Genomic DNA, 23,145 nt, shown 5'->3' on the forward strand with positions numbered 1-23,145 from the left:
CCCGGTGGTCAAGCCCACTACTTAATGCACTTGCGAGGACACTATGGCCCGTTTCGAACTGCAAAAACTCTACATCGACGGCGGCTACACCGATGCCGGCAGCGATGCCACTTTCGATGCCATCAACCCGGCCAACGGTGAAGTTCTCGCACAAGTGCAACGTGCGACCAAGGAAGACGTGGAACGCGCCGTGGTCAGCGCCGAAAAAGGCCAGAAGATCTGGGCCGCCATGACCGCCATGGAGCGTTCGCGCATCCTGCGTCGCGCTGTGGAAATCCTCCGCGAGCGCAATGACGAACTGGCCGCTCTGGAAACCCTGGACACCGGCAAGGCGTTCTCCGAAACCAAGTATGTCGACATCGTCACCGGCGCCGACGTGCTGGAATACTACGCTGGCCTGGTACCGGCCATCGAAGGCGAGCAGATTCCGCTGCGCACCACTTCCTTCGTCTACACCCGTCGCGAGCCCCTGGGCGTGGTCGCCGGCATCGGCGCCTGGAACTACCCGATCCAGATCGCCCTGTGGAAATCCGCACCAGCCCTGGCAGCCGGTAACGCGATGATCTTCAAGCCGAGCGAAGTCACCTCGCTGACCACCCTGAAACTGGCCGAGATCTACACCGAAGCCGGCCTGCCGGACGGCGTGTTCAACGTCCTGACCGGCAGCGGCCGTGAAGTCGGCACCTGGCTGACCGAGCACCCGCGCATCGAGAAAGTCTCCTTCACCGGCGGCACCGACACCGGCAAGAAGGTCATGGCCAGCGCTTCTAGCTCTTCGCTCAAAGACGTGACCATGGAACTGGGTGGCAAGTCGCCGCTGATCATCTTCGACGACGCCGACCTGGATCGCGCCGCCGACACCGCGATGATGGCCAACTTCTACAGCTCCGGTCAGGTCTGCACCAACGGTACTCGCGTGTTCGTACCGAGCCACCTGAAAGCCGCTTTCGAAGCCAAGATCGCCGAGCGTGTTGCGCGCATCCGCATCGGCAACCCGGAAGACGAAAACACCAACTTCGGTCCGCTGGTGAGCTTCCCGCACATGGAAAGCGTGCTGGGCTACATCGCCAAGGGCAAAGCAGAAGGTGCCCGCGTACTGTGCGGCGGTGAGCGCCTGACCGACGGCGAATTCGCCAAGGGTGCTTTCGTTGCCCCGACCGTGTTCACCGACTGCACCGACGACATGACCATCGTCCGTGAAGAAATCTTCGGCCCAGTGATGGCGATCCTGACTTACGAGACCGAAGAAGAAGTGATCCGCCGCGCCAACGACACCGACTTCGGTCTGGCTGCCGGCCTGGTCACCAAGGATCTGAACCGCGCTCACCGCGTGATTCACCAGCTCGAAGCCGGTATCTGCTGGATCAACGCCTGGGGCGAATCCGACGCCAAGATGCCGGTTGGCGGCTACAAGCAATCGGGTGTTGGCCGTGAGAACGGCATCAGCTCGCTGAACAACTTCACTCGCATCAAATCGGTACAGGTCGAGCTGGGCGACTACGCCTCGGTGTTCTAAGCAGCAGCCAGCTACAAGCGGCAAGCCAAGGCAACAGCCTGGCTTGCCGCCTGCTCCTCATTCAATGCCAAGCCCGCTTCGCTGCCTTCTCTTGCAGCTTGAAGCTTGAGGCTTGCAGCTCTCCACGGAGGCTCCAATGGCCCAAGAATTCGATTACATCATCATCGGTGCCGGCTCAGCCGGTAACACCCTGGCGACCCGTCTGACTGAAGACGAAGGCGTCACCGTCCTGCTGCTGGAAGCCGGCGGCCCGGACTATCGTTTCGACTTCCGTACCCAGATGCCGGCGGCACTGGCCTTTCCACTGCAAGGCCGTCGCTACAACTGGGCCTACGAGACCGATCCAGAGCCACACATGAACGGTCGTCGCATGGAGTGCGGTCGCGGCAAGGGCCTGGGCGGCTCGTCGCTGATCAACGGCATGTGCTACATCCGCGGCAACGCCATGGACTACGACGGCTGGGCCAAGCTGCCAGGCCTGGAAGACTGGACCTACCTGGACTGCCTGCCGTATTTCCGCAAGGCGGAGACCCGTGACATCGGCCCCAACGACTACCACGGCGGCGAAGGCCCGGTCAGCGTGACCACGCCCAAAGCCGGCAACAACCCGCTGTTCCACGCCATGGTCGAAGCCGGCGTGCAAGCCGGTTACCCGCGTACCGAAGACTTGAACGGCTACCAGCAGGAAGGCTTCGGTCCGATGGACCGTACCGTCACCCCTAAAGGTCGTCGCGCCAGCACCGCGCGCGGTTATCTGGACACCGCTAAAAAGCGCTCGACCCTGACCATCGTCACTCACGCCCTGACCGACAAGATCCTGTTTGACGGCAAGCGCGCCATCGGCGTGAGTTACCTGCAAGGCAGCACCGAAGAGCGCGTGGAAGCCCGCGCCCGCAAGGAAGTCATCGTCAGCTCCGGCGCCATCGCCTCGCCGCAACTGCTGCAACGCTCCGGCGTCGGCCCCCGCGCCCTCCTGGAAAGCCTGGACATCCCGGTGGTCCACGACCTGCCGGGCGTTGGTGAAAACCTGCAGGACCACCTGGAGCTGTACCTGCAGTACGCCTGCACCCAGCCCGTGTCCCTGTACCCATCGCTGCTGTGGTGGAACCAGCCGGCCATCGGTGCCGAGTGGCTGTTCAACGGCACCGGCATCGGCGCCAGCAACCAGTTCGAAGCCGGCGGTTTCATCCGTACGCGTGAAGAGTTCGAATGGCCGAACATCCAGTACCACTTCCTGCCGGTAGCGATTAACTACAACGGCAGCAACGGTGTGAAAGAGCATGGCTTCCAGGCTCATATGGGCTCCATGCGCTCGCCGAGCCGTGGTCGCGTGCAGCTCAAGTCCAAGGACCCACGCCAGCACCCGAGCATCCTCTTCAACTACATGGCCACCGATCAGGACTGGCAGGAATTCCGCGACGGCATCCGCCTGACCCGTGAAATCATGCAACAGCCGGCCCTGGACCCCTTCCGCGGTCGCGAAATCAGCCCGGGCATCGAGGTGCAGACCGACGAGCAATTGGACAAGTTTGTCCGCGAGCACGCCGAGACCGCCTTCCACCCATCCTGCTCGTGCAAGATGGGCACCGACGACATGGCAGTAGTGGATGGCCAGGGTCGCGTGCACGGCATGCAAGGCCTCCGCGTGGTGGATGCCTCGATCATGCCGATCATCACCACCGGCAACCTCAACGCGCCGACCATCATGATGGCCGAGAAAATCGCAGACAAGATCCGTGGCCGTCAGCCGCTGCCTCGCAGCAAGGCCGACTACTACGTCGCGGGCGACGCCCCGGTGCGTGGCAAGCCAATGCGCGATATCACTCCAACCGCGCAGTAAGCAGCACGGGCGCCGACCGCAACGGTCGGCGCCCTTTCTCTGTTCCCCGTATCCCCCAGAACTCCATCCTTGATCGCAGCCTTCGGCAGCGGCTACAGTTCTGCAACTTGCACATCCCCTTTCGTCCCCGAGCCCATCAGCACCTATAACCTGTAGGAGCCAGCTTGCTGGCGAAACGCGCCGGCCCGCTATCGCGCCTCACAAGGAGGTCCTCCATGTTCGACTTTCACCCCCAGCTCAAGCAGCGCTTTGCTGCCTTGCGCACGGGCGCCGAATTCTTTTCCCTGCGCTACGTGCGCGAGTCGGACCAGTACCTGTCAGTGCGCAAGAACATTGCCGAACCACCGAGCCTGGGCCGTGACGAAGGGGCGATGCTGACCGTACGGGTGCGCGGTGTGGAAGCCTACGCCGCCACCAACGACCTCTCGCAAGGCGGCCTGCAAGCCGCCCTCGACCGTGCCGAACAACAGGCTCGGGTGATTGCCGCCCACGCCCTGCTGGACCTGCGCGAGCAACCGGTATCCAGCCACCGTGCGGACTACCTTTCGCCCAACCTGGACCAGCCCTTCCCGTCCCTCAGCGACTGCTACCAGCTGCTGGGCGATGAATCGGCTTCGGTGCCCAAGGACGAGCGCCTGGTGAACTGGCAAGTGGGCATCGGCGTGACCCAGGTCGAGCAGATCTACCTCAACAGTGCCGGCGCCGAGCTGCGCCAGGCTCAGCGTTTCGTCTACCCGGGCCTGGATGTCACCGCCTACGACGGTAGCGACAGTCAGACCCGCAGCCTGGGCCGGGAGAATTTCGGCCAGCAGGGCGCTGGCGATGTGATCAGCCGTTGCGGCCTGCTGGGAGCGGCGCCACGGGTGGCCGACCAGGCGTTGCAACTGCTGCTGGCGCCGAACACCCCGCAGGGCCAGCGGGACCTGCTGCTGATGCCGGACCAAATGATGCTGCAGATCCACGAGTCGATCGGCCATCCCCTGGAGCTGGACCGCATCCTCGGCGACGAGCGCAACTACGCCGGCACCAGCTTCGTCAAACAGGAAGACTTCGGCCGCCTGCAATACGGCTCGTCCCTGCTCAACGTGACCTTCGACCCGGAGATTCCCGAGGAGCTGGCCAGCTACGGACATGACGACGATGGCAGCGCCGCCAGCAAGCAGTTCCTGATCCGCGAGGGACTGCTGGTGCGCCCCCTGGGCAGCGCCCTGTCGCAGTACCGCAGCGGCCTCGACGGCGTTGCCAACAGCCGCGCCAGCAGCTGGAACCGCGCGCCCATCGACCGCATGGCCAACCTCAACGTCGAGCCCGGCGACCAGCCACTGGAACGCCTGATCGGCCAGATCGAACACGGCATCCTGATGTCCACCAACCGCTCATGGTCCATCGACGACGCCCGCAACAAGTTCCAGTTCGGCTGCGAATGGGGCCAGCTGATCGAAAACGGCGAGCTCAAGGGCGTGGTCAAGAACCCCAACTACCGGGGTATTTCCGCACAGTTCTGGCGCAACCTCAGCGCCGTCGGCGACCGCAGCACCTTCCAGGTCCTGGGCACGCCCAACTGCGGCAAGGGCGAGCCCAACCAGGTGATCCGCGTCGGCCACGCTTCGCCGGCCTGCGTGTTCAGCAAGATTGACGTATTTGGAGGAGATGCCTGATGAGCAGGACGATGAATCAGGCCGAGCAGTTCAAGGCATGGGCGCAGTGGCTGCAGGACGCGATCAGGGAATCGGAACAGTTCACCCTGAGCTACGCTGCGGAGTCTTCGGAGTTCATCCGCTTCAACCACGCCAAAGTGCGTCAGGCCGGGCAGGTGCAGCAGGCCAGCCTGCATTTCAAGCTGATCGACGACGGACGCCACGCCGACTTGAGCATCACCTTGAGCAACGACCCCGAGGTCGACCGTCAGCGCCTGGTCGAAGCCCTGCAACAGCTGCGGGAAACCCTGCCGCTGCTGCCGGCGGACCCGTACCTGATGCTCAATCATGCCCAATGGCAATCCCATCACGTGCAGGACCATCCGCTGCCCAGCAGCGAGCAGGTGGTGGCACAAATCGGCCGCGCCGGGGCCGGCCTGGATCTGGTGGGCATCTATGCCGCCGGCCCCATCAGCCGAGGTTTTGCCAGCTCCGGCGGAGCGTTCGGCTGGCATCAGGCCAACAGCTTCAACTTCGACTTCAGCCTGTTCCACGAAAACGGCGAAGCGGTGAAGGCCAGCTACGCGGGACACGCCTGGGACGACGAAGCCTTCGCCCAGCGCTTCGACCAGGCCCGCCAGCAACTGGAGTTCCTCGGTCGACCGCTGCGCACCCTGGCGCCGGGGCAGTACCGCGCCTACCTGGCGCCGGCGGCCCTGGAGGAGATCATGGGCATGCTGGCCTGGGGCGGGTTCTCGGCCCAGTCCATTGCCAGCAAACACAGCCCTCTGCAGAAACTCTACGCGGGCGATGCCACCCTGAGTTCCCTGGTGTCCCTGGACGAACAGGTCAGCGGCTCCCTGAGCCCGGCGTTTTCCGATGAGGGCTACCCGCGCAGCGACCTGTCGCTGATTGCCGCGGGCAGTGCCAATGCCCAGTTGATCAACTCCCGCAGCGCCGCCGAGTACGACCTGAGCAGCAATGGCGCCGGCAGCGGCGAATACCCCAGCGCACTGAACATGGCGGCGGGCCAGCTGTCCCAGCAGGAAATCCTCAAGCAACTGGGCACCGGCCTGTACATCAGCAACCTGTGGTACCTGAACTACTCGGACCTGCCGGCGGCGCGCCTGACCGGCATGACCCGCTTCGCCACCTTCTGGGTGGAGAACGGCGAGATCCAGGCCCCGGTGAGCACCATGCGTTTCGACGACAGCGTCTACAGCCTGCTGGGTTCGCAATTGGAGGCCCTGACCGAGCAACGGGAACTGCTGCTTTCGGCCAGCACCTATGGCCAGCGCCAGACCGCCTCGATGCATTTGCCAGGAGCACTGGTCAGCCGCCTGACCCTGACCCTATAGGAACTGCCCGCAACGCTGTAGGAGCTGACTTGCCAGCGAACGACGCGACGCCCCGGCCCGAATGCAGCGCGCCCTTCGCCGGCAAGCCGGCTCCTACCTGAACTCACATCGAGGTCCCATGCCCGAACGCCCGCCTCTCGACGCTACCACCGCCCGCTGGGTGCCCTGGGTAGTGGCCATCGCCTTCTTCATGCAATCCCTGGACGGCACCATCCTCAACACGGCGCTGCCGGCCATGGCCCAGGACCTGGCGGAAGACCCGCTGCGCATGCAGGGGGTGATCATCGCCTACATGCTCACCGTGGCCCTGCTGATCCCGGCGTCTGGCTGGATCGCCGACCGCTTTGGCACCAAGAAGATTTTCTTCGGCGCCATCTTGCTGTTCAGCATCGGTTCCCTGCTGTGCGCGATGTCCAACACCCTGTCCCAACTGATCGGCGCCCGAGTGATCCAGGGCCTGGGGGGTGCGCTGATGCTGCCGGTGGGGCGGCTGGTGGTGTTGCGGGCGTACCCGCGCTCCGAGCTGGTGCGGATCATGGGCTTCATCACCATTCCCGGGCTGCTGGGCCCGCTGATCGGCCCGACCATGGGCGGCTGGATGGTGCAGTACCTGACCTGGCACTGGATCTTCCTGATCAACCTGCCAGTGGGTGCGGTGGGTTGCTACGCGGTGTGGCGTTTCATTCCCGATCTGCGGGGCAGCGAGCGCACCCGTTTCGATGGCCTGGGCTTTGTGCTGTTCGGCGCGGCGATGGTGCTGATCACCATCGCCATGGAAGGCCTGGGTGAACTGCACCTGCCGCACCTGCGGGTGATGTTGCTGCTGTTTGGCGGCCTGGCCTGCCTGGCGGCCTACTGGCTGCGAGCCGGGCATATCGACAACCCGCTGTTCGCCCCTTCGCTGTTTAAAGTGCGGACCTTTGCCGTGGGCATCCTCGGCAACCTGTTCGCCCGCCTGGGCAGCGGTGCCCTGCCCTTTCTGGTGCCCCTGCTGTTGCAAGTGGCCCTGGGTTATTCCCCCTCCCAGGCCGGGATGAGCATGCTGCCCCTGGCGGCCGCGGCGATGCTGGCCAAGTCCATTGCCCGGCCATTGATCGAGCGCCTGGGCTACCGCATCGTGCTCACCGGCAACACCCTGGCCCTGGGGCTGATGCTGGCCAGCATGGGGCTGGTCAGCGAGCACACGCCTTATCCGCTGCTGCTGGGCATGCTGGCGGTGCTGGGGGCGATCAACTCATTGCAGTTCACCGCGATGAACACCGTGACCCTGATCGACCTCGACGATGCCGCGGCCAGCAGCGGCAACAGCCTGCTGTCGGTGGTGGCGCAACTGTCCCTGAGCCTGGGAGTGGCGTGTGCCGGGGCACTGCTGGGCGGTTTTACTGCTGAAGTGGGCAATGACGGAGTCGACACCGTACTCGGCGCCTTCCAGCTGACCTTCCTCACGGTAGGAATCATGGCGATGCTGGCGGCGGCGATCTTCCTCCAGCTGTCGCCCACCGATGGCCGCCGAGCGCGCAAGGTCCAGGAGCAGCACATCGAACACTGAACCCACACACCTCTCCCCGTAGGAGCCGGCTTGCCGGCGAAGAGGCCCTTGAGCCTTGCGTCCGCCTTCGCTGGTAAGCCAGCTCCTACCCAGAACCGCCCCTGCGCGGTTGCTCGTCCAGAATTTGCAGGTTGTGGGAGCGAGACTGATACACTGCGCGACATTTTGTTTTGCAGGCCAGTCCCGTGACCACCATCGCCACCGCTTTTAATACTTTGCCCCTGTCCGCCGCCATGCTGGCTAACCTCGACTCCCTCGGTTATGCCCAGATGACGCCGATCCAGGCGCAGAGCTTGCCGGTGATCCTCAAGGGCATGGACCTGATTGCCCAGGCCAAGACCGGCAGCGGCAAGACCGCCGCCTTCGGCATCGGCCTGCTGAACCCGATCAACCCGCGCTACTTCGGCTGCCAGGCCCTGGTGATCTGTCCGACTCGCGAGCTGGCCGATCAGGTGGCCAAGGAAATCCGGCGCCTGGCCCGGGCCGAAGACAACATCAAGGTCCTGACCCTGTGCGGCGGCGTGTCCTTCGGCCCGCAGATCGCTTCCCTGGAACACGGCGCGCACATCATCGTCGGCACCCCGGGGCGTATCCAGCAACACCTGCGCAAGGGTTCGCTGGTGCTTGATGGCCTGAACACGCTGATCCTCGACGAAGCCGACCGCATGCTCGACATGGGTTTCTACGACGCTATCGAAGACATCATCGAGAAGACCCCGTCGCGCCGGCAGACCCTGCTGTTCTCCGCCACGTACCCGGTGGGCATCAAGCAACTGGCGTCGAAATTCATGCGTGATCCGCAGACGGTGAAAGCCGAAGCGTTCCACGACGACACGCAGATCGAACAGCGTTTCTACGAGATCTCCCCGGAAGAACGCATGAGCGCAGTGACCAAAGTCCTGCACCACTTCCGCCCGGCTTCCTGCGTCGCTTTCTGCTTCACCAAGCAGCAAGTGCAGGAAACCGTCGATCACCTGACCTCCAAAGGCATTTCCGCCGTCGGCCTGCACGGCGATCTGGAACAGCGTGACCGCGATCAGGTGCTGGCGATGTTCGCCAACCGCAGTACTTCGGTACTGGTCGCCACCGACGTGGCCGCCCGTGGCCTGGACATCGATGCGCTGGACATGGTGATCAACGTCGAGCTGGCCCGCGATTCGGAAATCCACATTCACCGCGTTGGCCGTACCGGTCGCGCTGGCGAAAAAGGTATCGCGGTCAGCCTCGTCGCACCGTCCGAAGCCCATCGCGCGCAAGCCATCGAACAGCTGCAGAAAGCCCCGCTGAACTGGGATCAGGTCGACAACCTCAAGTCCCAGGGCGGCGCCCCGCTGCAGCCACCGATGAGCACACTGTGCATCGCTGGCGGGCGCAAGGACAAAGTGCGTCCGGGCGATATTCTCGGTGCACTGACTGGCGACGCCGGCATCCCGGGCGCCCAGGTCGGCAAGATTGCGATCTTCGACTTCCAGTCGTATGTGGCGGTTGAGCGCACCGTGGTCATGCAGGCGCTGCAGCGTTTGAACAACGGCAAGATCAAGGGCCGTTCGCTGCGCGTGCGTGTTTTGTAACTGATCTTCCATCCAAAGGAGATCCCCTGTGGGAGCGAGCCGGCTCGCTCCCACAGTTTGTTTTGTCGCGCCCCACCAAGAGGACACCGTTTTGCGTTCTACCGAAGTCGTGATCATTGGCGCTGGCGCCGCAGGCTTGATGTGCGCGCTGACCGCGGCCGGCCGCGGACGCCAGGTGCTGTTGCTGGACCACGCCAACAAGGCCGGCAAGAAGATCCTGATGTCCGGCGGTGGCCGCTGCAATTTCACCAACATGTACACCGAACCGGCCAACTTCCTCTCGCAGAACCCGCACTTCTGCAAGTCGGCCCTGGCTCGCTACACCCAGTGGGATTTCATCGGCCTGGTGGCCAAGCACGGCGTGCCCTACCACGAGAAGAAACTCGGCCAGCTGTTCTGCGATAACAAGTCCAGCGACATCCTCGGCATGCTGCTCGATGAATGCGATCAAGTGGGCGTGGACCTGCGCCTGGACACCTCGATCCAGCAGATCGAGAAGCTGGAGTCGGGCTATCTGCTGCAGACCACCCTGGGCCAGGTGCAGTGCCAGTCCCTGGTGATCGCCACCGGAGGCCTGTCGATCCCGACCCTGGGCGCCACCGGTTTCGGTTATCAGGTCGCCAGGCAGTTCGGCCATGAACTGTTGCCGACCCGCGCCGGCCTGGTGCCCTTCACCATCACCGACCAGCTCAAGGAGCTGTGCGGCGAGCTGTCGGGCACTTCGGTGGATTGTCTGGTGAGCTGCAACGACCAGAGTTTCCGCGAGAACATCCTGTTCACTCACCGCGGCCTCAGCGGCCCGGCGATCCTGCAGATCTCCTCCTACTGGCAGCCCGGCGACAGCGTCGAGATCAACCTGCTGCCAGACCACGACGCCCTGGGCTGGCTGCAACAACAGCAGGCCGAGCGCCCCAACAGCGAGCTCAAGACACTCCTGGGGGAAATCTTCACCAAGAAGATGGCGGGCCTGCTGGCCGATCACTGGTTCGTCTCCAAACCGATGAAGCAGTACACCCCGGCCGAGCTGGCGGACGTAGCGCAAAAACTCGGCAGCTGGCAGTTGGTACCGGCGGGCACCGAGGGCTACCGCACCGCGGAAGTGACCCTGGGCGGCGTCGACACCCGTGAGGTCTCGTCCAAGACCATGGAGTCCCTGAAAAGCCCGGGGCTGTATTTCATCGGTGAAGTGCTGGACGTCACCGGCCACCTGGGCGGCTTCAATTTCCAGTGGGCCTGGGCCTCGGGCTACGCGGCGGCCCAGTACGTCTGAGCCTGATGCGCACGTAGGAGCGAGGGGCGCGTCCTCGCTTCTCCAGTTTCTGGGTGGGAACAGAATTTGCTATCGGATGTGACGGCGGCATTGCGCCGTCGTCAATACTGGCTCAATTTAGCTGCATCGCCCCGGAAGGCCTGTCCCACTCCATGTCATCGACCTCTTTTCGTCAGTCCCTGCGCCGTCTCTGGGCGCTGGATAAATTCAGCTACAGCGTGCGGGTGTTCATCGCCCTGACCGGCAGCATGGCGCTGTGCTGGTACCAGGATGAAATGGGCCTGCTGATTCCGCTGTTCCTCGGCATCATCGCCAGCGCCCTGGCGGAAACCGACGACAGCTGGCAAGGCCGGCTCAACGCCCTGGCCGTGACCCTGGTGTGCTTCAGCATCGCCGCGCTGTCGGTGGAACTGCTGTTCCCCTATCCCTGGATCTTTGCCATTGCCCTGGCCCTGGCCAGCTTCGGCCTGACCATGCTCGGGGCCTTGGGGGAGCGCTACGGCGCCATCGCCTCGGCGACCCTGATTCTCTCGGTCTACACCATGATCGGCGTCGACCAGCGCGGTGGCGCGGTGCTCGACTTCTGGCACGAGCCGCTGCTGCTGGTAGCCGGCGCGGCCTGGTATGGCCTGCTCTCGGTGCTGTGGCAAGCGCTGTTCTCCAACCAGCCGGTGCAGCAGAGCCTGGCCCGGCTGTTCCGTGAGCTGGGTTTCTACCTCAAGCTCAAGTCATCCCTGTTCGAGCCGATCCGCCAGCTGGATGTGGAAGCCCGGCGCCTGGAGCTGGCCCAGCAAAATGGCAAGGTCGTGGCCGCCCTCAACGCCGCCAAGGAAATCATCCTGCACCGGGTGGGCAATGGCCGGCCGGGGTCGAAAGTCAGCCGCTACCTGAAGCTGTACTTCCTTGCCCAGGACATCCACGAGCGTGCCAGTTCGTCCCACTACCCCTATAACGCCCTGACCGACGCCTTCTTCCACAGCGACGTGCTGTTCCGCTGCCAGCGCCTGTTGCGCCAGCAGGGCAAGGCCTGCCGCGCCCTGGCGGAATCCATCCAGCTGCGCCAGCCGTTCGTCTATGACGCCAGCTTTGCCCAAGCCCTGGGTGACCTGCACGCCTCCCTGGAACACCTGCGCATCCAGAGCAATCCGGCCTGGCGCGGGCTGCTGCGCTCGCTACGCGCCCTGGCGGCCAACCTCGGCACCCTCGACCGACTGCTCAGCGACGCCAGCAACCCCGACGCCCTGGCCGATGCCACCGACAGCAGCCTGCTGGACCGCTCGCCGCGCAACCTCAAGGATGTCTGGACTCGGCTGCGCACCCAGCTGACGCCGACCTCGCTGCTGTTCCGCCATGCACTGCGCCTGCCCCTGGCGCTGAGTATCGGCTACGGCATGGTGCATCTGATCCACCCTTCCCAGGGCTACTGGATCATCCTCACCACGCTGTTCGTCTGCCAGCCCAACTACGGCGCCACCCGGCGCAAGCTGGGGCAGCGGATCATCGGCACCGCCATCGGCCTGACCATCGCCTGGGCGCTGTTCGACCTGTTCCCGAGCCCCTTGGTGCAGTCGCTGTTCGCCATCGCCGCCGGGGTGGTGTTCTTCACCAACCGCACCACCCGCTACACCCTGGCCACGGCCGCCATCACCCTGATGGTGCTGTTCTGCTTCAACCAGGTGGGCGACGGCTACGGGCTGTTCCTGCCGCGGCTGTTCGATACCCTGCTGGGCAGTCTGATCGCCGGGCTGGCGGTGTTCCTGTTCCTGCCGGACTGGCAGGGCCGGCGCCTGAACAAGGTGCTGGCCAATACCCTGACCTGCAACAGCATCTACCTGCGGCAGATCATGCAGCAGTACGCCGCCGGCAAGAGCGACGACCTGGCCTATCGCCTGGCCCGGCGCAACGCCCACAACGCCGATGCGGCGCTGTCCACCACCCTGGCCAACATGCTCATGGAGCCGGGGCACTTCCGTAAGGAGGCAGACGTGGGGTTCCGCTTCCTGGTGCTGTCCCACACCCTGCTCAGCTACCTGTCGGGATTGGGCGCGCACCGGGAAACCCAACTGCCGGGGGAAGTCCGCGAGCACCTGATCAACGGTGCTGGGGTCAGCCTGGCGGCGAGCATCGACGAGATTGCCCAGGGCCTGGCCGACAAGACCCCGATCGCCATCCAGAGCGATGCAGAGGAAGCACTGGCCAATGAACTGGAGCAGATGCCGGATGAAATCGACGAAGGCCAGCGCCTGGTGCAGACCCAGCTGGCGCTGATCTGCCGCCAGCTAGGCCCGTTACGGACCCTGGCGGCACACCTGATCAAAGACACCAGCGACACCGCAGAAGCGTAGGAGCCGGCTTGCCGGCGAAAGAGGCCTGAGGACTTACCCCACATTCAGGGCCGCGTTCGCTGGCAAGCCAGCTCCTGCAAGCCAGCCCCTGTTCGGTTACATACCGTGCTGGCGTAGCAGGCGGTCGTAGCTGCCGTCGGCCTTCATGGCGGCGATTTCCTGGTCGAACCGGGCCACGATCTGCGCGTGCTCGGGGTTCTTCAGGCTGACCAGAATATGCAGGCTGTTCTCGCTCAGAGGCTTGGGCAGGAACTCCACGGCATTGCGCACCCGCGGTGATTCCCGAGCCAGGTAGTAACGCGCCACGTATTCATCTTCCAGGGTCAGCTTGACCCGATCCGCCGCCAGCATGCGCACCGCCATGGCGAAGTTGTGCACCGGCACCTTCTGCAGGTCCGGGTCATTGTCGAATTCAGGGGAGTAGGCGTAGCCACGTACCACCGCCACCGGGTACTCATGCAGTTGCTTGAGGTTGCTGTATTCCAGCGGAGCGTCCTTGCGCTTGATGAAGCGCACCCGGTTGAGCATGTACTCCGAGGAGAACTGCCCCAATTGGGTGCGCTCTTCGTTGTACCAGGCATTGACCAGCACGTCGTAGCGCCCCTCGCCAATACCCAGCAGGGCTCGGGCCCAGGGCACCTGTTCGAACTCGCTGGCATAGCCGGCACGGGACAGGGCAGTGCTGACGATATCGGTGGCCACCCCGCCGTTGACCAGGGTCGCGTCAGTAAAGGGGGGCCAGGCGTCAGCGACCAGTCGCAGCTTCTCTGCAGAAGCGCTCTGGCCCAGCAACAGCAATCCGATCAAAGCCAAAGCTCGATGCAATCGCAGCATGCTAAAAGATCCTTAGCGGGCCCAGGGCCCAGCGCGTTCCAGCCGACACTCGAGGGCCCCTACCGGTATTCGATAGGGCAGCCCAGCTCCTAACATTAGCTCATCAATACCGCTGTACAGGACTTGAAAACAGATTACACAAAGAAGACAAATGCCAGTAACAACAATGGTGGCATTTTGACCTAACTCACAGAAACAGCCTCTTGGTAATGCTCGACAAGACATCCCGCGGCGATGTGCTTAGTATTTCGCGCAGCACTTTCTACAGGATATGAAGATGACCATCGAATGGGTCTGCAAGCATCACACCGATCTGGGCAAGGAACAGTTGTACGCCATCCTGCAACTGCGCACCGAAGTCTTTGTTGTGGAACAGAAATGCCCCTACCAGGAAGTGGACGGCCGCGATCTTGAAGGCGATACCTGCCACTTGATGGCCTGGGACGACGACCGCCTGCTGGCCTATCTGCGCCTGTTGGACCCGATCTCCCAGGGCGGCGACGTAGTGATCGGCCGCGTAGTGATCGCCGAACAGGCCCGTGGCCAGGGCCTGGGCCATGCCCTAATGGAGCAGGCGCTGAAACAGGCACAACGACACTGGCCAGAAACCCCGATCTACCTCTCGGCCCAGGCCCATCTACAGGATTACTACGGACGCTACGGCTTCATCGTCGCGGGCGAGGAGTACCTGGAAGACGGCATTCCCCATATCGGCATGCGCCGGGCCTGAGACTCAGGGATAACCCAGCACCGTCTTGATTTGCCGCAGATTGGGCTCGATCCAGCCCTTGTCGATGGCACCCCAACTATGGATCCGGTAGCGCCCGGCATGATTGCGGGCGCCGTCCTGCTGCTCGAACTCGCAGAGGATATCCAGGTCCGCCAGGGCGGCGATGGTGTCCTGGGCCGTGCGTCGAGGCATGCCCGTGACTTCGGTCAGCGCCGGCACACTGCTGGCCAGGCCGCTGTCGATCAGATACGCCACATACAGGCGGCGGTAGAAACTGCTCTTGGTCTTGCTTACATCCATCGCCTACTCCCTTTCACTAAGCACTAATCCGCCGCTCCCGCCTTGGCATGCAGGTCGCGCCAGGTCAGGTAGACCCGCAGGTCGAACTCCAGCTGGTGATAGCCCGGCAGCATATGCTCGCAGAGCTTGTAGAACGCCTTGTTGTGGTCCGACTCCTTGAAGTGCGCCAGCTCGTGCACCACGATCATCCGCAGGAACTCCGGCGCCGCCTCCTTGAACAGGGAGGCGATGCGGATCTCCTTCTTGGCCTTGAGCTTGCCGCCCTGCACCCGGGACACCGTGGTGTGCAGGCCCAGGGCGCGGTGGGTCAGGTCCAGGCGGTTATCGAACAGCACCTTGTCGATGGCCGGGGCGTTGCGCAGGTACTCCTGCTTCAGCTCCAGAGCGTAGCTGTACAACGCCTTGTCGCTCTGCACCGCGTGCTTGTTCGGATAACGCCGACTCAGGTAGTCCCCCAGGCGATCTTCGTCGATCAGCTGGCGCACCTGCTGTTGCAGGGCGACGGGGTAGGCCTGGAGGTATTTGAGTGCAGTCATGAAGGGGCAACGCAAGGTGCAAAGAGCGCCAGTGTAGCGAATTCAGGCCGGCAACGCGCTCCAGTCAAAAGGCTGGGCAAATTGGCTGGCACTGTTGGCAGTCAGGGGGCGAGCCACCAGGAAACCCTGCACGTATTCACAACCGTTGGCCTTGAGCCACTCGTATTGTTCGAGGGTTTCCACGCCTTCGGCAATCACCAGCAGGCCGAACTGTTTGCACAGGTCGATTACGCTGCGGGCGATGGCGGCATCTCGCGGCGAAGTGAGCAGGCGAGCGATCAGGTGCCGGTCAAGCTTAAGGGTGTCCAACTGCAGGTCGCGCAGGTACGCCAAACAGCAACTGCCTGAACCGAAATCGTCCAGGGCGACCCGCACCCCCAGTTCATGCAGCTGTTGCAACTGTTTGCGGGTCTCGTCCAGGTTCTGGGTCAGTGCCGCCTCGGTAACCTCCACCTCCAGCTGACGAGGCTGCAGGCCATGGCGCAACAGCACTTGGCGCAGTTCGGTAACCAGGTTGGGCATGCCGAACTGAGTAGCGCTGAGGCTGACCCCCAGCACCAGGTCCGGGCTGAACACCTGCTCCCAATCCTTGCGCTGAGCGGCCCCCTGTTGATAGATCCAGCTGCCCAGGCGGCTGATCAACCGCGCCTCTTCCAGCAACGGTAGAAACAGCCCCGGCGGTACATCGCCGACACTCGGGTGCCGCCAGCGCAGCAACGCCTCGAATCCCCGCAAGCGGCCATCGGCAATGGCCACCTGGGGTTGATACACCAGGGTGAACTCCTTGCGTTCCACCGCGCTGCGCACGCTTTCTTCAAGCATCAGCCGGGAACGGGCACGGCCGTTCATTTCATGATCGTAGTAGCGGTATTGCTGACGGCCGGCACGCTTGGCCTCGTACATGGCGATATCCGCTGCCCGCAACAGGCCTTCCAGATTGGAACCGCAGTCAGGGTAGATGGCGATGCCAATGCTGGCTCCCAGCACCACCTCCATGCCATCGATCTGCTGGCTGATGGACAGGCGCTCGATCAGCTTCTCGGCGATCTTTGCCGCTTGCTCCGGGAAACTTAGCTCCAGCAAGGCCGTGAACTCGTCGCCGCCCATGCGCCCGAGAATGTCGAACGAATGCAGGCATTCCTTCAACTGTTCGGAGACCCAGCGCAGCACCCGGTCGCCGGCATCGTGCCCCAGGGAGTCGTTGACCCGCTTGAAGCCATCCAGGTCCAGATAGAGCAGGACCAGAGACTTTCCCGAGCGATCGCTGCGCAATAGGATGTTCTCCACCGTCTGATAGAAACCGCGCCGGTTGAGCAGGCCCGTCAGCGGATCGGTAACGGCCTGGTACTCCAGCTGTTGATGCAGGTGTCGTACCTCGGACATGTCCAGCAAGGTCACCACCATGGCCTTCTGCTCGCTGGGCAGGGGCGCGCAGGACAGGGCCACGCTGAGCTGCTGACCGGGGACGGTACGCAACAGGGCATCATGCAGACGATAGGTCTCGCCCCGGCGGTAGCAGGCATAGAGTTCGGATTCGTTCCAGTCGGGGACGTGGGGCTTTTGCAGATAGTCGAGGAAGGGCGAGCCTTCCAGATCTTTCACCTGGGCATTGAGCAAGCGCGAAACCGCTGGATTGGCGAAGCGCACATGGCCGCCCTCGTCCACCACCAGGATGCCTTCGGCGGCGTTATCCAACACCGAGGCATTGAACGCTCGCGCCACCTCCAGGTCATGGCTGAGGTGCTGCAGGGCCCGGCGATTGCGCTGGTGCTCCAGCAGGGCCTGGACCTTGGGCTTGAGGATCTGCGGATCGAAGGGTTTGAACAGGTAGTCCACCGCGCCACTGGCATAGCCCTTGATCACGGCGTCCTGGGACTGTTCGTTCGCGGTGAGAAAGATGATTGGTGTCAGCCGGGTACGCTGGCTGCCGCGCATCAGGCGAGCCACCTCAAAACCATCCATCCCGGGCATCTGCACATCCAGCAGCACCAGATCCACTTCATGCTCGAGCAACAGGCCCAGGGCCTCGACACCGGAGGCAGCGGTCATCACCTGCCAGTCCTGACGCTGCAACAACGCGCGCATGCTTAGGAGATTTTCAGGATAGTCATCAACGATCAGGAGAGTGGAGTGGCCTTCGGCTACCTCCGGGTGCACGCATTCCATGCTGCTTCTCTTGTCTGTAATAAGACTGAACGGGTGAGAAAACCTGACTAAAACTGTGGACTCACTCTAGACCCGGTTCTTCAAAAGCAGAAGCTGCCATCACGCCATCACTCCACCAATGGCACCGGCTCCCGACTAACGGTCACAGTTTTGCCTCATAAAAACCGGGAAAGATGGCATTTCGACATTTTGCTGACGTCATATATCCGCCGTACGGACCTCGCCCGGCATCAGTTCTGCGCTATAAAGACGCCCGAAGAAGCGCAGGCTAAAGCCCTCGGCGACCTGCTCCAGACCTATCCTTGCGGACCCCTCACCATGATCGATCTGGCAACCTGGAACCTCAGCGTTCCCGTCGGCAGCCCACCGGCAACCATTGACACCCCAACCCTGGTCAAAGGCTTCAAGGACCAGTACTTCCACTCCGACAGCGGCACCCTGTTCTTCTGGTCACCGGTCACCGGCTCGAAAACCGAGAACGCCATTTACCCACGCACCGAGCTGCGGGAAACCTATTCCAACGGCAACCTGCGCAACTGGACCTATCCCGAAGCCGACAACCTGCTGTACGCCACCCTGGCGGTGAAACAGGTGCCCTCGACGGGCAAGATCGTCGTTGGCCAGATCCATGCCTACAACAGCACCAAGCCCCTGGTGAAAGTGGAGTACCAGTACAAGGCCAGCAAAGGCAGCGGCAATATCGTGGCCAAGGTGCGCATGCGTCCGGATGACGACGAAGGCCGGGTCATTACCCTCGCCAAGAACGTGCCGTTGGATCGTGAATTTTCCTACCTGATTCATCTGAGTCCCGGTGGCGCCCTGGGGATCAGTGCGGCAGGCTATCAATGGGATGGCCAGCTGAGCGCCACCTGGCGCGACAAGCCGCTGTATTTCAAGGCAGGGGTTTATGTCCAGGACAACAGCGGCTACACCAGCGAGGGCGGCAAAGTGACCTTCTCCAAGCTGGATATCGACCACAACAAAATCTGACCCCCTTCTCCTGCAGGAGCCGGCTTGCCGGCGAAAGCGCCCTTGAGCCCAGCGCATGCCCAAAGGCCCTCTTCGCTGGCAAGCCAGCTCCTACAAAAAAACACCTCGACCACCTGTCGGAGCCGGCTTGCCGGCGAAGGCGCCCTTGAACACAGCGCAATCCCAAAGGTCCTCTTCGCTGGCGAGCCAGCTCCTACAAAAAAACACCTCGGCCACCTGTAGGAGGCGGGAATTGCGGGCACAAAAAAGCCCGCATCGCTGCGGGCTTTCCGGATGACGCTAAGGCTTAGTTGACCTTGGCGTTCAGCTCACCCTTGAGGTAACGCTGGAACATCGCTTCCAGGGAGATCGGCTTGATCTTCGAAGCGTTGCCGGCAGTACCGAAGGCTTCGTAACGCGCGATGCACACGTCGCGCATGGCGGTTACGGTGGCACCGAAGAACTTGCGCGGGTCGAACTCGCTCGGGTTGGTGGCCATCAGACGACGCATGGCACCGGTGGACGCCAGGCGCAGGTCGGTGTCGATGTTGACCTTGCGCACGCCGTACTTGATGCCTTCGACGATTTCTTCAACCGGCACGCCGTAGGTTTCTTTGATGTCGCCGCCGTACTGGTTGATGATCGCCAGCCACTCTTGCGGAACCGACGAAGAACCGTGCATCACCAAGTGGGTATTGGGGATGCGCTTGTGGATTTCCTTGATGCGGTCGATGGCCAGCACGTCGCCGGTAGGCGGCTTGGTGAACTTGTAGGCACCGTGGCTGGTACCGATGGCGATGGCCAGGGCGTCGACCTGGGTCTTCTTGACGAAGTCCGCAGCCTCTTCCGGGTCGGTCAGCATCTGGCTGTGATCCAGCACGCCTTCGGCGCCGATGCCGTCTTCTTCACCGGCCATGCCGGTTTCCAGGGAACCCAGGCAGCCCAGCTCGCCTTCTACTGACACGCCGCAGGCGTGGGCCATGGCCACGGTCTGCTGGGTGACGCGCACGTTGTATTCGTAGTCGGTCGGGGTCTTGCCGTCTTCGCCCAGGGAGCCGTCCATCATGACCGAGGAGAAGCCCAGCTGGATCGAGCGCTGGCAGACGTCAGGGCTGGTGCCGTGGTCCTGGTGCATGCACACCGGGATATGCGGGAATTCTTCGATCGCCGCCAGGATCAGGTGACGCAGGAACGGCGCACCGGCGTACTTGCGCGCACCGGCCGACGCCTGAACGATCACCGGGGAGTCAGTCTTGTCAGCGGCTTCCATGATGGCGCGCATCTGCTCAAGGTTGTTGACGTTGAAGGCTGGAACGCCGTAGCCGAACTCGGCTGCGTGGTCCAGCATCTGGCGCATGCTGATGAGTGCCATTGTGTGTGTCTCTCCCGGTCGAGGGTCGTTAATCGTGCAAGCCTGCCGTAGCGGCGACTGCTATTCAAGTGATTGCAGATCGGGGGTCAGCCCGCCCTGCTCTATCCGTTAAAACCAAATCTCTACAGCCCTGTAGGAGCCGGCTCGCCGGCGAAAGGGGCCTTGAACCTTGCACAGGTCTGGAGGCCGCCTTCGCTGGCAAGCCAGCACCTACATGGCCTTGCAGCCGCGGCCGATCAGGTCGTTGGTGGCGACCCAGTAGACCAGGCCCTCCTCGCCCTTGACGTGAAACGCCAGCATGTCATCGCTGTACAGCGAACCCGAACCACTGGGCTCAAGCTTCAGGCGCCGAACCTGATCGTCGCCCCCCAGGCGCACATCGACCGCCTTGCGGCTATCGTCGGTGTAGCGCCAGAGCACCTGGGCCTGGCTGTCACAGGTCCAGGTCGTCCAGTTGTCAGTGGTCGGCGACTTGAGCAGGTTCAGGTTGGCGCAACCTGCCAGCAAGCCCAGCATCGCCACGGCGATCAAACCTTTCATCGATGTTCCTCGGCCGGCAGCCCACAGGCCCCAGCGCGTTGCGTTATCCAATCCGACCCGTCAAGGGCAACCCTGTTCCCTGGTCTTTGACGGTGTCTCGTACTTCTCCAGACCCTCAGGGCCCAGGCGCTTGTTAATCACCGGTGCCGTCTCGGCCTGCCAATCGGCCTGGTAGCAGCCCTTGTCCGGCTCGCCGGCCTCATCGGCCGACTTTGCCTGTGGAGTGCCGGAGCACCCCGCCAGCAAAGCCACGGCGATCAACAGTGGCAATGTCTTGACCATCAGAACACTCCTTTGCCCGGCCAACGGGAATCTCAGGCCTTGGCCCGGGCTTCCAGGACTTCAACCGCCGGCAGCACCTTGCCCTCGACGAACTCGAGGAAGGCGCCGCCACCGGTAGAAATGTAGGAGATCTGCTGGGCAACGCCATACTTGTCGATGGCCGCCAGAGTGTCGCCACCGCCGGCAATGGAGAACGCGGCGCTGTCGGCGATGGCCTGGGCCAGTACCTTGGTGCCGTTGCCGAACTGGTCGAATTCGAACACACCTACAGGACCGTTCCAGAGGATGGTCTTGGAGGTTTTCAGCAGTTCGGCGAACTGGGCCGCGGTTTGCGGGCCGATGTCCAGGATCATGTCGTCAGCGGCCACGTCGGCAATCAGCTTGACGGTAGCTTCGGCGCTGTCGGCGAACTCCTTGGCCACGACCACGTCCACCGGCAGCGGTACGCTGACCTTGGCGGCGATGGCGCGGGCGGTGTCCAGCAGGTCCGGCTCGTACAGCGACTTGCCAACCGGATGCCCGGCAGCGGCCAGGAAGGTGTTGGCAATGCCGCCGCCGACGATCAACTGGTCGCAGATCTGGCTCAAGCTATTGAGCACATCCAGCTTGGTGGACACCTTGGAACCGGCAACGATGGCCGCCATCGGCTTGGCCGGGTTGCCCAGGGCCTTGCCCAGTGCGTCCAGCTCAGCAGCCAGCAGGGGACCTGCAGCGGCCACTTTGGCGAACTTGGCCACGCCATGGGTCGAACCCTCGGCGCGGTGCGCGGTGCCGAAAGCGTCCATCACGAACACGTCGCACAGGGCAGCGTATTGCTGAGCCAGCTCGTCGGCGTTCTTTTTCTCGCCCTTGTTGAAGCGCACGTTCTCGAACAGCACGATGTCGCCGGCCTTGACCTCGACACCACCCAGGTAGTCGGCCACCAGCGGCACTTCACGGCCCAGGGCACGGCTCAGGTAGTCAGCTACCGGCTTGAGGCTGTTCTCGGCGGAGAACTCGCCTTCGGTCGGGCGGCCCAGGTGCGAGCAGACCATCACTGCCGCGCCTTTTTCCAGGGCCAGCTTGATGGTCGGCAGCGAAGCCAGGATCCGCGCATCGCTGGTGACAACACCGTCCTTGACTGGGACGTTGAGGTCTTCGCGGATCAGCACGCGCTTACCTTGCAGATCGAGGTCGGTCATCTTCAACACGGTCATGGGTCGCAATTCCTGGGTTACTGTTCTTCAGAAACAGAGAGTTTAGAGTCAGAGCGTGGAGTGGCTGTCTGCAGGTAGTGCCCAGCAACATCCAGCATCCGGTTGGCAAAACCCCATTCGTTGTCGAACCACGCCAGGATGTTCACCAGCCGGGGGCCGGAAACGCGGGTCTGACTGGCATCGACGATCGCCGAATGGGGATCATGATTGAAATCACAGCTGGCGTGAGGCAGCTCGGTATACGCCAGCAGGCCCTTGAGCGGACCGCTGGTGGCGGCCTCGCGAAGGATCCGGTTGACCTCGGTGGCGTCGGTATCGCTCACGGTCTGCATGGTGATATCCAGGCAGGACACGTTGACCGTCGGCACTCGCACAGCTTTGGCCTGAATTCGCCCGGCAAGTTCCGGCAACAGGCGCTCGATACCACGCGCCAGACCAGTGGACACCGGGATCACCGACTGGAACGCCGAACGGGTACGGCGCAGGTCCTCGTGGTGATAGGCATCGATCACCGGCTGGTCGTTCATCGCCGAGTGAATGGTGGTGATCGACACGTATTCCAGGCCGATGGCCTGATCCAGCAGGCGCAACAGCGGCACACCGCAGTTGGTAGTGCAGGAGGCGTTTGAAACCAGCAGCTCGGCGCCGGTCAGGCACTCCTGATTCACCCCATAAACGATGGTGGCGTCGACATCCGCCTCGCTGGCCATCGGCTGGGAGAACAGCACCCGCGGCGCGCCGGCGTCGAGAAAACGCTGGCCGTCTTCACGGGTGTGGTAGGCGCCGGAGCATTCCAGCACCAGATCGACGTCCAGGGACGCCCAATCGATGCCTTCAGGGGTGGCACTGCGCAGCACTTTCACGCAGTTGCCATTGATATGCAGACAGTCGCCATCGACCTTCACCTCGCCGGGAAACCGGCCGTGGGTGGAGTCGAAGCGTGTCAGGTATTCGACACTGGCCATGTCGGCCAGATCGTTGATTGCAACGATCTCGAATCCGGCCGCAGCCCCCCGCTCGAACAGAGCACGCAAGACGCAACGACCAATCCGGCCGTAGCCGTTGAGTGCAACTTTATAGGGACGCGGTTGAGGCATGGGGTTCTCGATCAGGCACAGGCAGACGAACTTGTTA

19 protein-coding genes are annotated in these 23,145 nt (G+C 63.1%); 10 read left to right on the forward strand and 9 right to left on the reverse strand.

All coding sequences use genetic code 11. From position 1 onward, the window contains the following. The first annotated feature begins 43 nt into the window (after nucleotides 1-43). From betB to yccS, 8 genes are all read left to right on the forward strand, one after another. Nucleotides 44-1,516, forward strand: coding sequence for a betaine-aldehyde dehydrogenase (gene betB, locus FW796_RS10765; RefSeq protein WP_446439352.1), 1,473 nt, complete (start codon nucleotides 44-46; stop codon nucleotides 1,514-1,516). Between the two features lie 136 nt (nucleotides 1,517-1,652). Beyond that, on the forward strand, nucleotides 1,653-3,356 hold the full coding sequence (gene betA, locus FW796_RS10770; RefSeq protein WP_346633186.1) for a choline dehydrogenase: 1,704 nt from the start codon (nucleotides 1,653-1,655) through the stop codon (nucleotides 3,354-3,356). Between the two features lie 215 nt (nucleotides 3,357-3,571). Then, nucleotides 3,572-5,014: a TldD/PmbA family protein gene (locus FW796_RS10775; RefSeq protein ID WP_404937831.1), complete on the forward strand. Its 1,443-nt coding sequence runs from the start codon at nucleotides 3,572-3,574 to the stop codon at nucleotides 5,012-5,014. Beyond that, on the forward strand, nucleotides 5,014-6,351 hold the full coding sequence (locus tag FW796_RS10780; protein WP_446439353.1) for a TldD/PmbA family protein: 1,338 nt from the start codon (nucleotides 5,014-5,016) through the stop codon (nucleotides 6,349-6,351). Before FW796_RS10775 ends, FW796_RS10780 begins: the two co-directional genes overlap by 1 nt. Nucleotides 6,352-6,469: 118 nt before the next feature. Further along, the gene (mdtD, locus tag FW796_RS10785) at nucleotides 6,470-7,900 is read left to right on the forward strand and encodes a multidrug transporter subunit MdtD (protein WP_404937833.1); all 1,431 of its coding nucleotides are present in this window, start codon (nucleotides 6,470-6,472) and stop codon (nucleotides 7,898-7,900) included. Between the two features lie 233 nt (nucleotides 7,901-8,133). Beyond that, complete coding sequence (gene dbpA, locus FW796_RS10790; RefSeq protein ID WP_346633430.1) at nucleotides 8,134-9,471, forward strand: ATP-dependent RNA helicase DbpA; 1,338 nt, start codon at nucleotides 8,134-8,136, stop codon at nucleotides 9,469-9,471. A gap of 91 nt (nucleotides 9,472-9,562) precedes the next feature. Continuing rightward, nucleotides 9,563-10,741 (forward strand): NAD(P)/FAD-dependent oxidoreductase, encoded by a 1,179-nt coding sequence (locus FW796_RS10795; protein ID WP_346633190.1) that lies wholly within the window; start codon nucleotides 9,563-9,565, stop codon nucleotides 10,739-10,741. Nucleotides 10,742-10,893: 152 nt separating this feature from the next. Further along, nucleotides 10,894-13,086, forward strand: a complete 2,193-nt coding sequence (gene yccS / locus FW796_RS10800; protein ID WP_346633191.1) for a YccS family putative transporter — start codon at nucleotides 10,894-10,896, stop codon at nucleotides 13,084-13,086. A 96-nt stretch (nucleotides 13,087-13,182) separates the two neighbouring features. Here the strand turns inward: yccS and FW796_RS10805 are convergent, their stop codons facing one another. After that, entirely contained in the window at nucleotides 13,183-13,920 is a 738-nt protein-coding gene (locus tag FW796_RS10805) for a substrate-binding periplasmic protein (RefSeq protein ID WP_346633192.1), read from the reverse strand. A gap of 277 nt (nucleotides 13,921-14,197) precedes the next feature. On the opposite strand from FW796_RS10805, the gene FW796_RS10810 reads away from it, so the two are divergent. Next, nucleotides 14,198-14,650: a GNAT family N-acetyltransferase gene (locus FW796_RS10810; RefSeq protein ID WP_102862028.1), complete on the forward strand. Its 453-nt coding sequence runs from the start codon at nucleotides 14,198-14,200 to the stop codon at nucleotides 14,648-14,650. 3 nt (nucleotides 14,651-14,653) lie between these two features. Here the strand turns inward: FW796_RS10810 and FW796_RS10815 are convergent, their stop codons facing one another. From FW796_RS10815 to FW796_RS10825, 3 genes are read right to left on the reverse strand one after another with little or no spacing between them, the layout of a single operon-like run. After that, on the reverse strand, nucleotides 14,654-14,950 hold the full coding sequence (locus FW796_RS10815) for a winged helix-turn-helix domain-containing protein (RefSeq protein ID WP_102862029.1): 297 nt from the start codon (nucleotides 14,948-14,950) through the stop codon (nucleotides 14,654-14,656). A gap of 23 nt (nucleotides 14,951-14,973) precedes the next feature. Then, complete coding sequence (locus FW796_RS10820; RefSeq protein ID WP_346633193.1) at nucleotides 14,974-15,486, reverse strand: M48 family metallopeptidase; 513 nt, start codon at nucleotides 15,484-15,486, stop codon at nucleotides 14,974-14,976. Between the two features lie 42 nt (nucleotides 15,487-15,528). Next, complete coding sequence (locus tag FW796_RS10825) at nucleotides 15,529-17,652, reverse strand: putative bifunctional diguanylate cyclase/phosphodiesterase (RefSeq protein ID WP_346633194.1); 2,124 nt, start codon at nucleotides 17,650-17,652, stop codon at nucleotides 15,529-15,531. 318 nt (nucleotides 17,653-17,970) lie between these two features. Between FW796_RS10825 and FW796_RS10830 the strand changes: the two genes are divergently transcribed. After that, the gene (locus FW796_RS10830; protein ID WP_346633195.1) at nucleotides 17,971-18,642 is read left to right on the forward strand and encodes a polysaccharide lyase family 7 protein; all 672 of its coding nucleotides are present in this window, start codon (nucleotides 17,971-17,973) and stop codon (nucleotides 18,640-18,642) included. Between the two features lie 286 nt (nucleotides 18,643-18,928). On the opposite strand, the gene fba is transcribed toward FW796_RS10830, so the two are convergent. From fba to epd, 5 genes are all read right to left on the reverse strand, one after another. After that, nucleotides 18,929-19,993, reverse strand: a complete 1,065-nt coding sequence (fba, locus tag FW796_RS10835; RefSeq protein WP_003229012.1) for a class II fructose-bisphosphate aldolase — start codon at nucleotides 19,991-19,993, stop codon at nucleotides 18,929-18,931. A 210-nt stretch (nucleotides 19,994-20,203) separates the two neighbouring features. Then, the gene (locus tag FW796_RS10840) at nucleotides 20,204-20,533 is read right to left on the reverse strand and encodes an MliC family protein (protein WP_011063956.1); all 330 of its coding nucleotides are present in this window, start codon (nucleotides 20,531-20,533) and stop codon (nucleotides 20,204-20,206) included. A 60-nt stretch (nucleotides 20,534-20,593) separates the two neighbouring features. Beyond that, complete coding sequence (locus FW796_RS10845; protein WP_346633196.1) at nucleotides 20,594-20,815, reverse strand: hypothetical protein; 222 nt, start codon at nucleotides 20,813-20,815, stop codon at nucleotides 20,594-20,596. Nucleotides 20,816-20,847: 32 nt separating this feature from the next. Further along, the gene (locus FW796_RS10850; protein ID WP_265577614.1) at nucleotides 20,848-22,011 is read right to left on the reverse strand and encodes a phosphoglycerate kinase; all 1,164 of its coding nucleotides are present in this window, start codon (nucleotides 22,009-22,011) and stop codon (nucleotides 20,848-20,850) included. A gap of 17 nt (nucleotides 22,012-22,028) precedes the next feature. Beyond that, complete coding sequence (epd, locus tag FW796_RS10855; RefSeq protein ID WP_346633198.1) at nucleotides 22,029-23,108, reverse strand: erythrose-4-phosphate dehydrogenase; 1,080 nt, start codon at nucleotides 23,106-23,108, stop codon at nucleotides 22,029-22,031. Nucleotides 23,109-23,145: the final 37 nt, after the last annotated feature.

The organism is Pseudomonas sp. 910_21 (assembly GCF_052850735.1).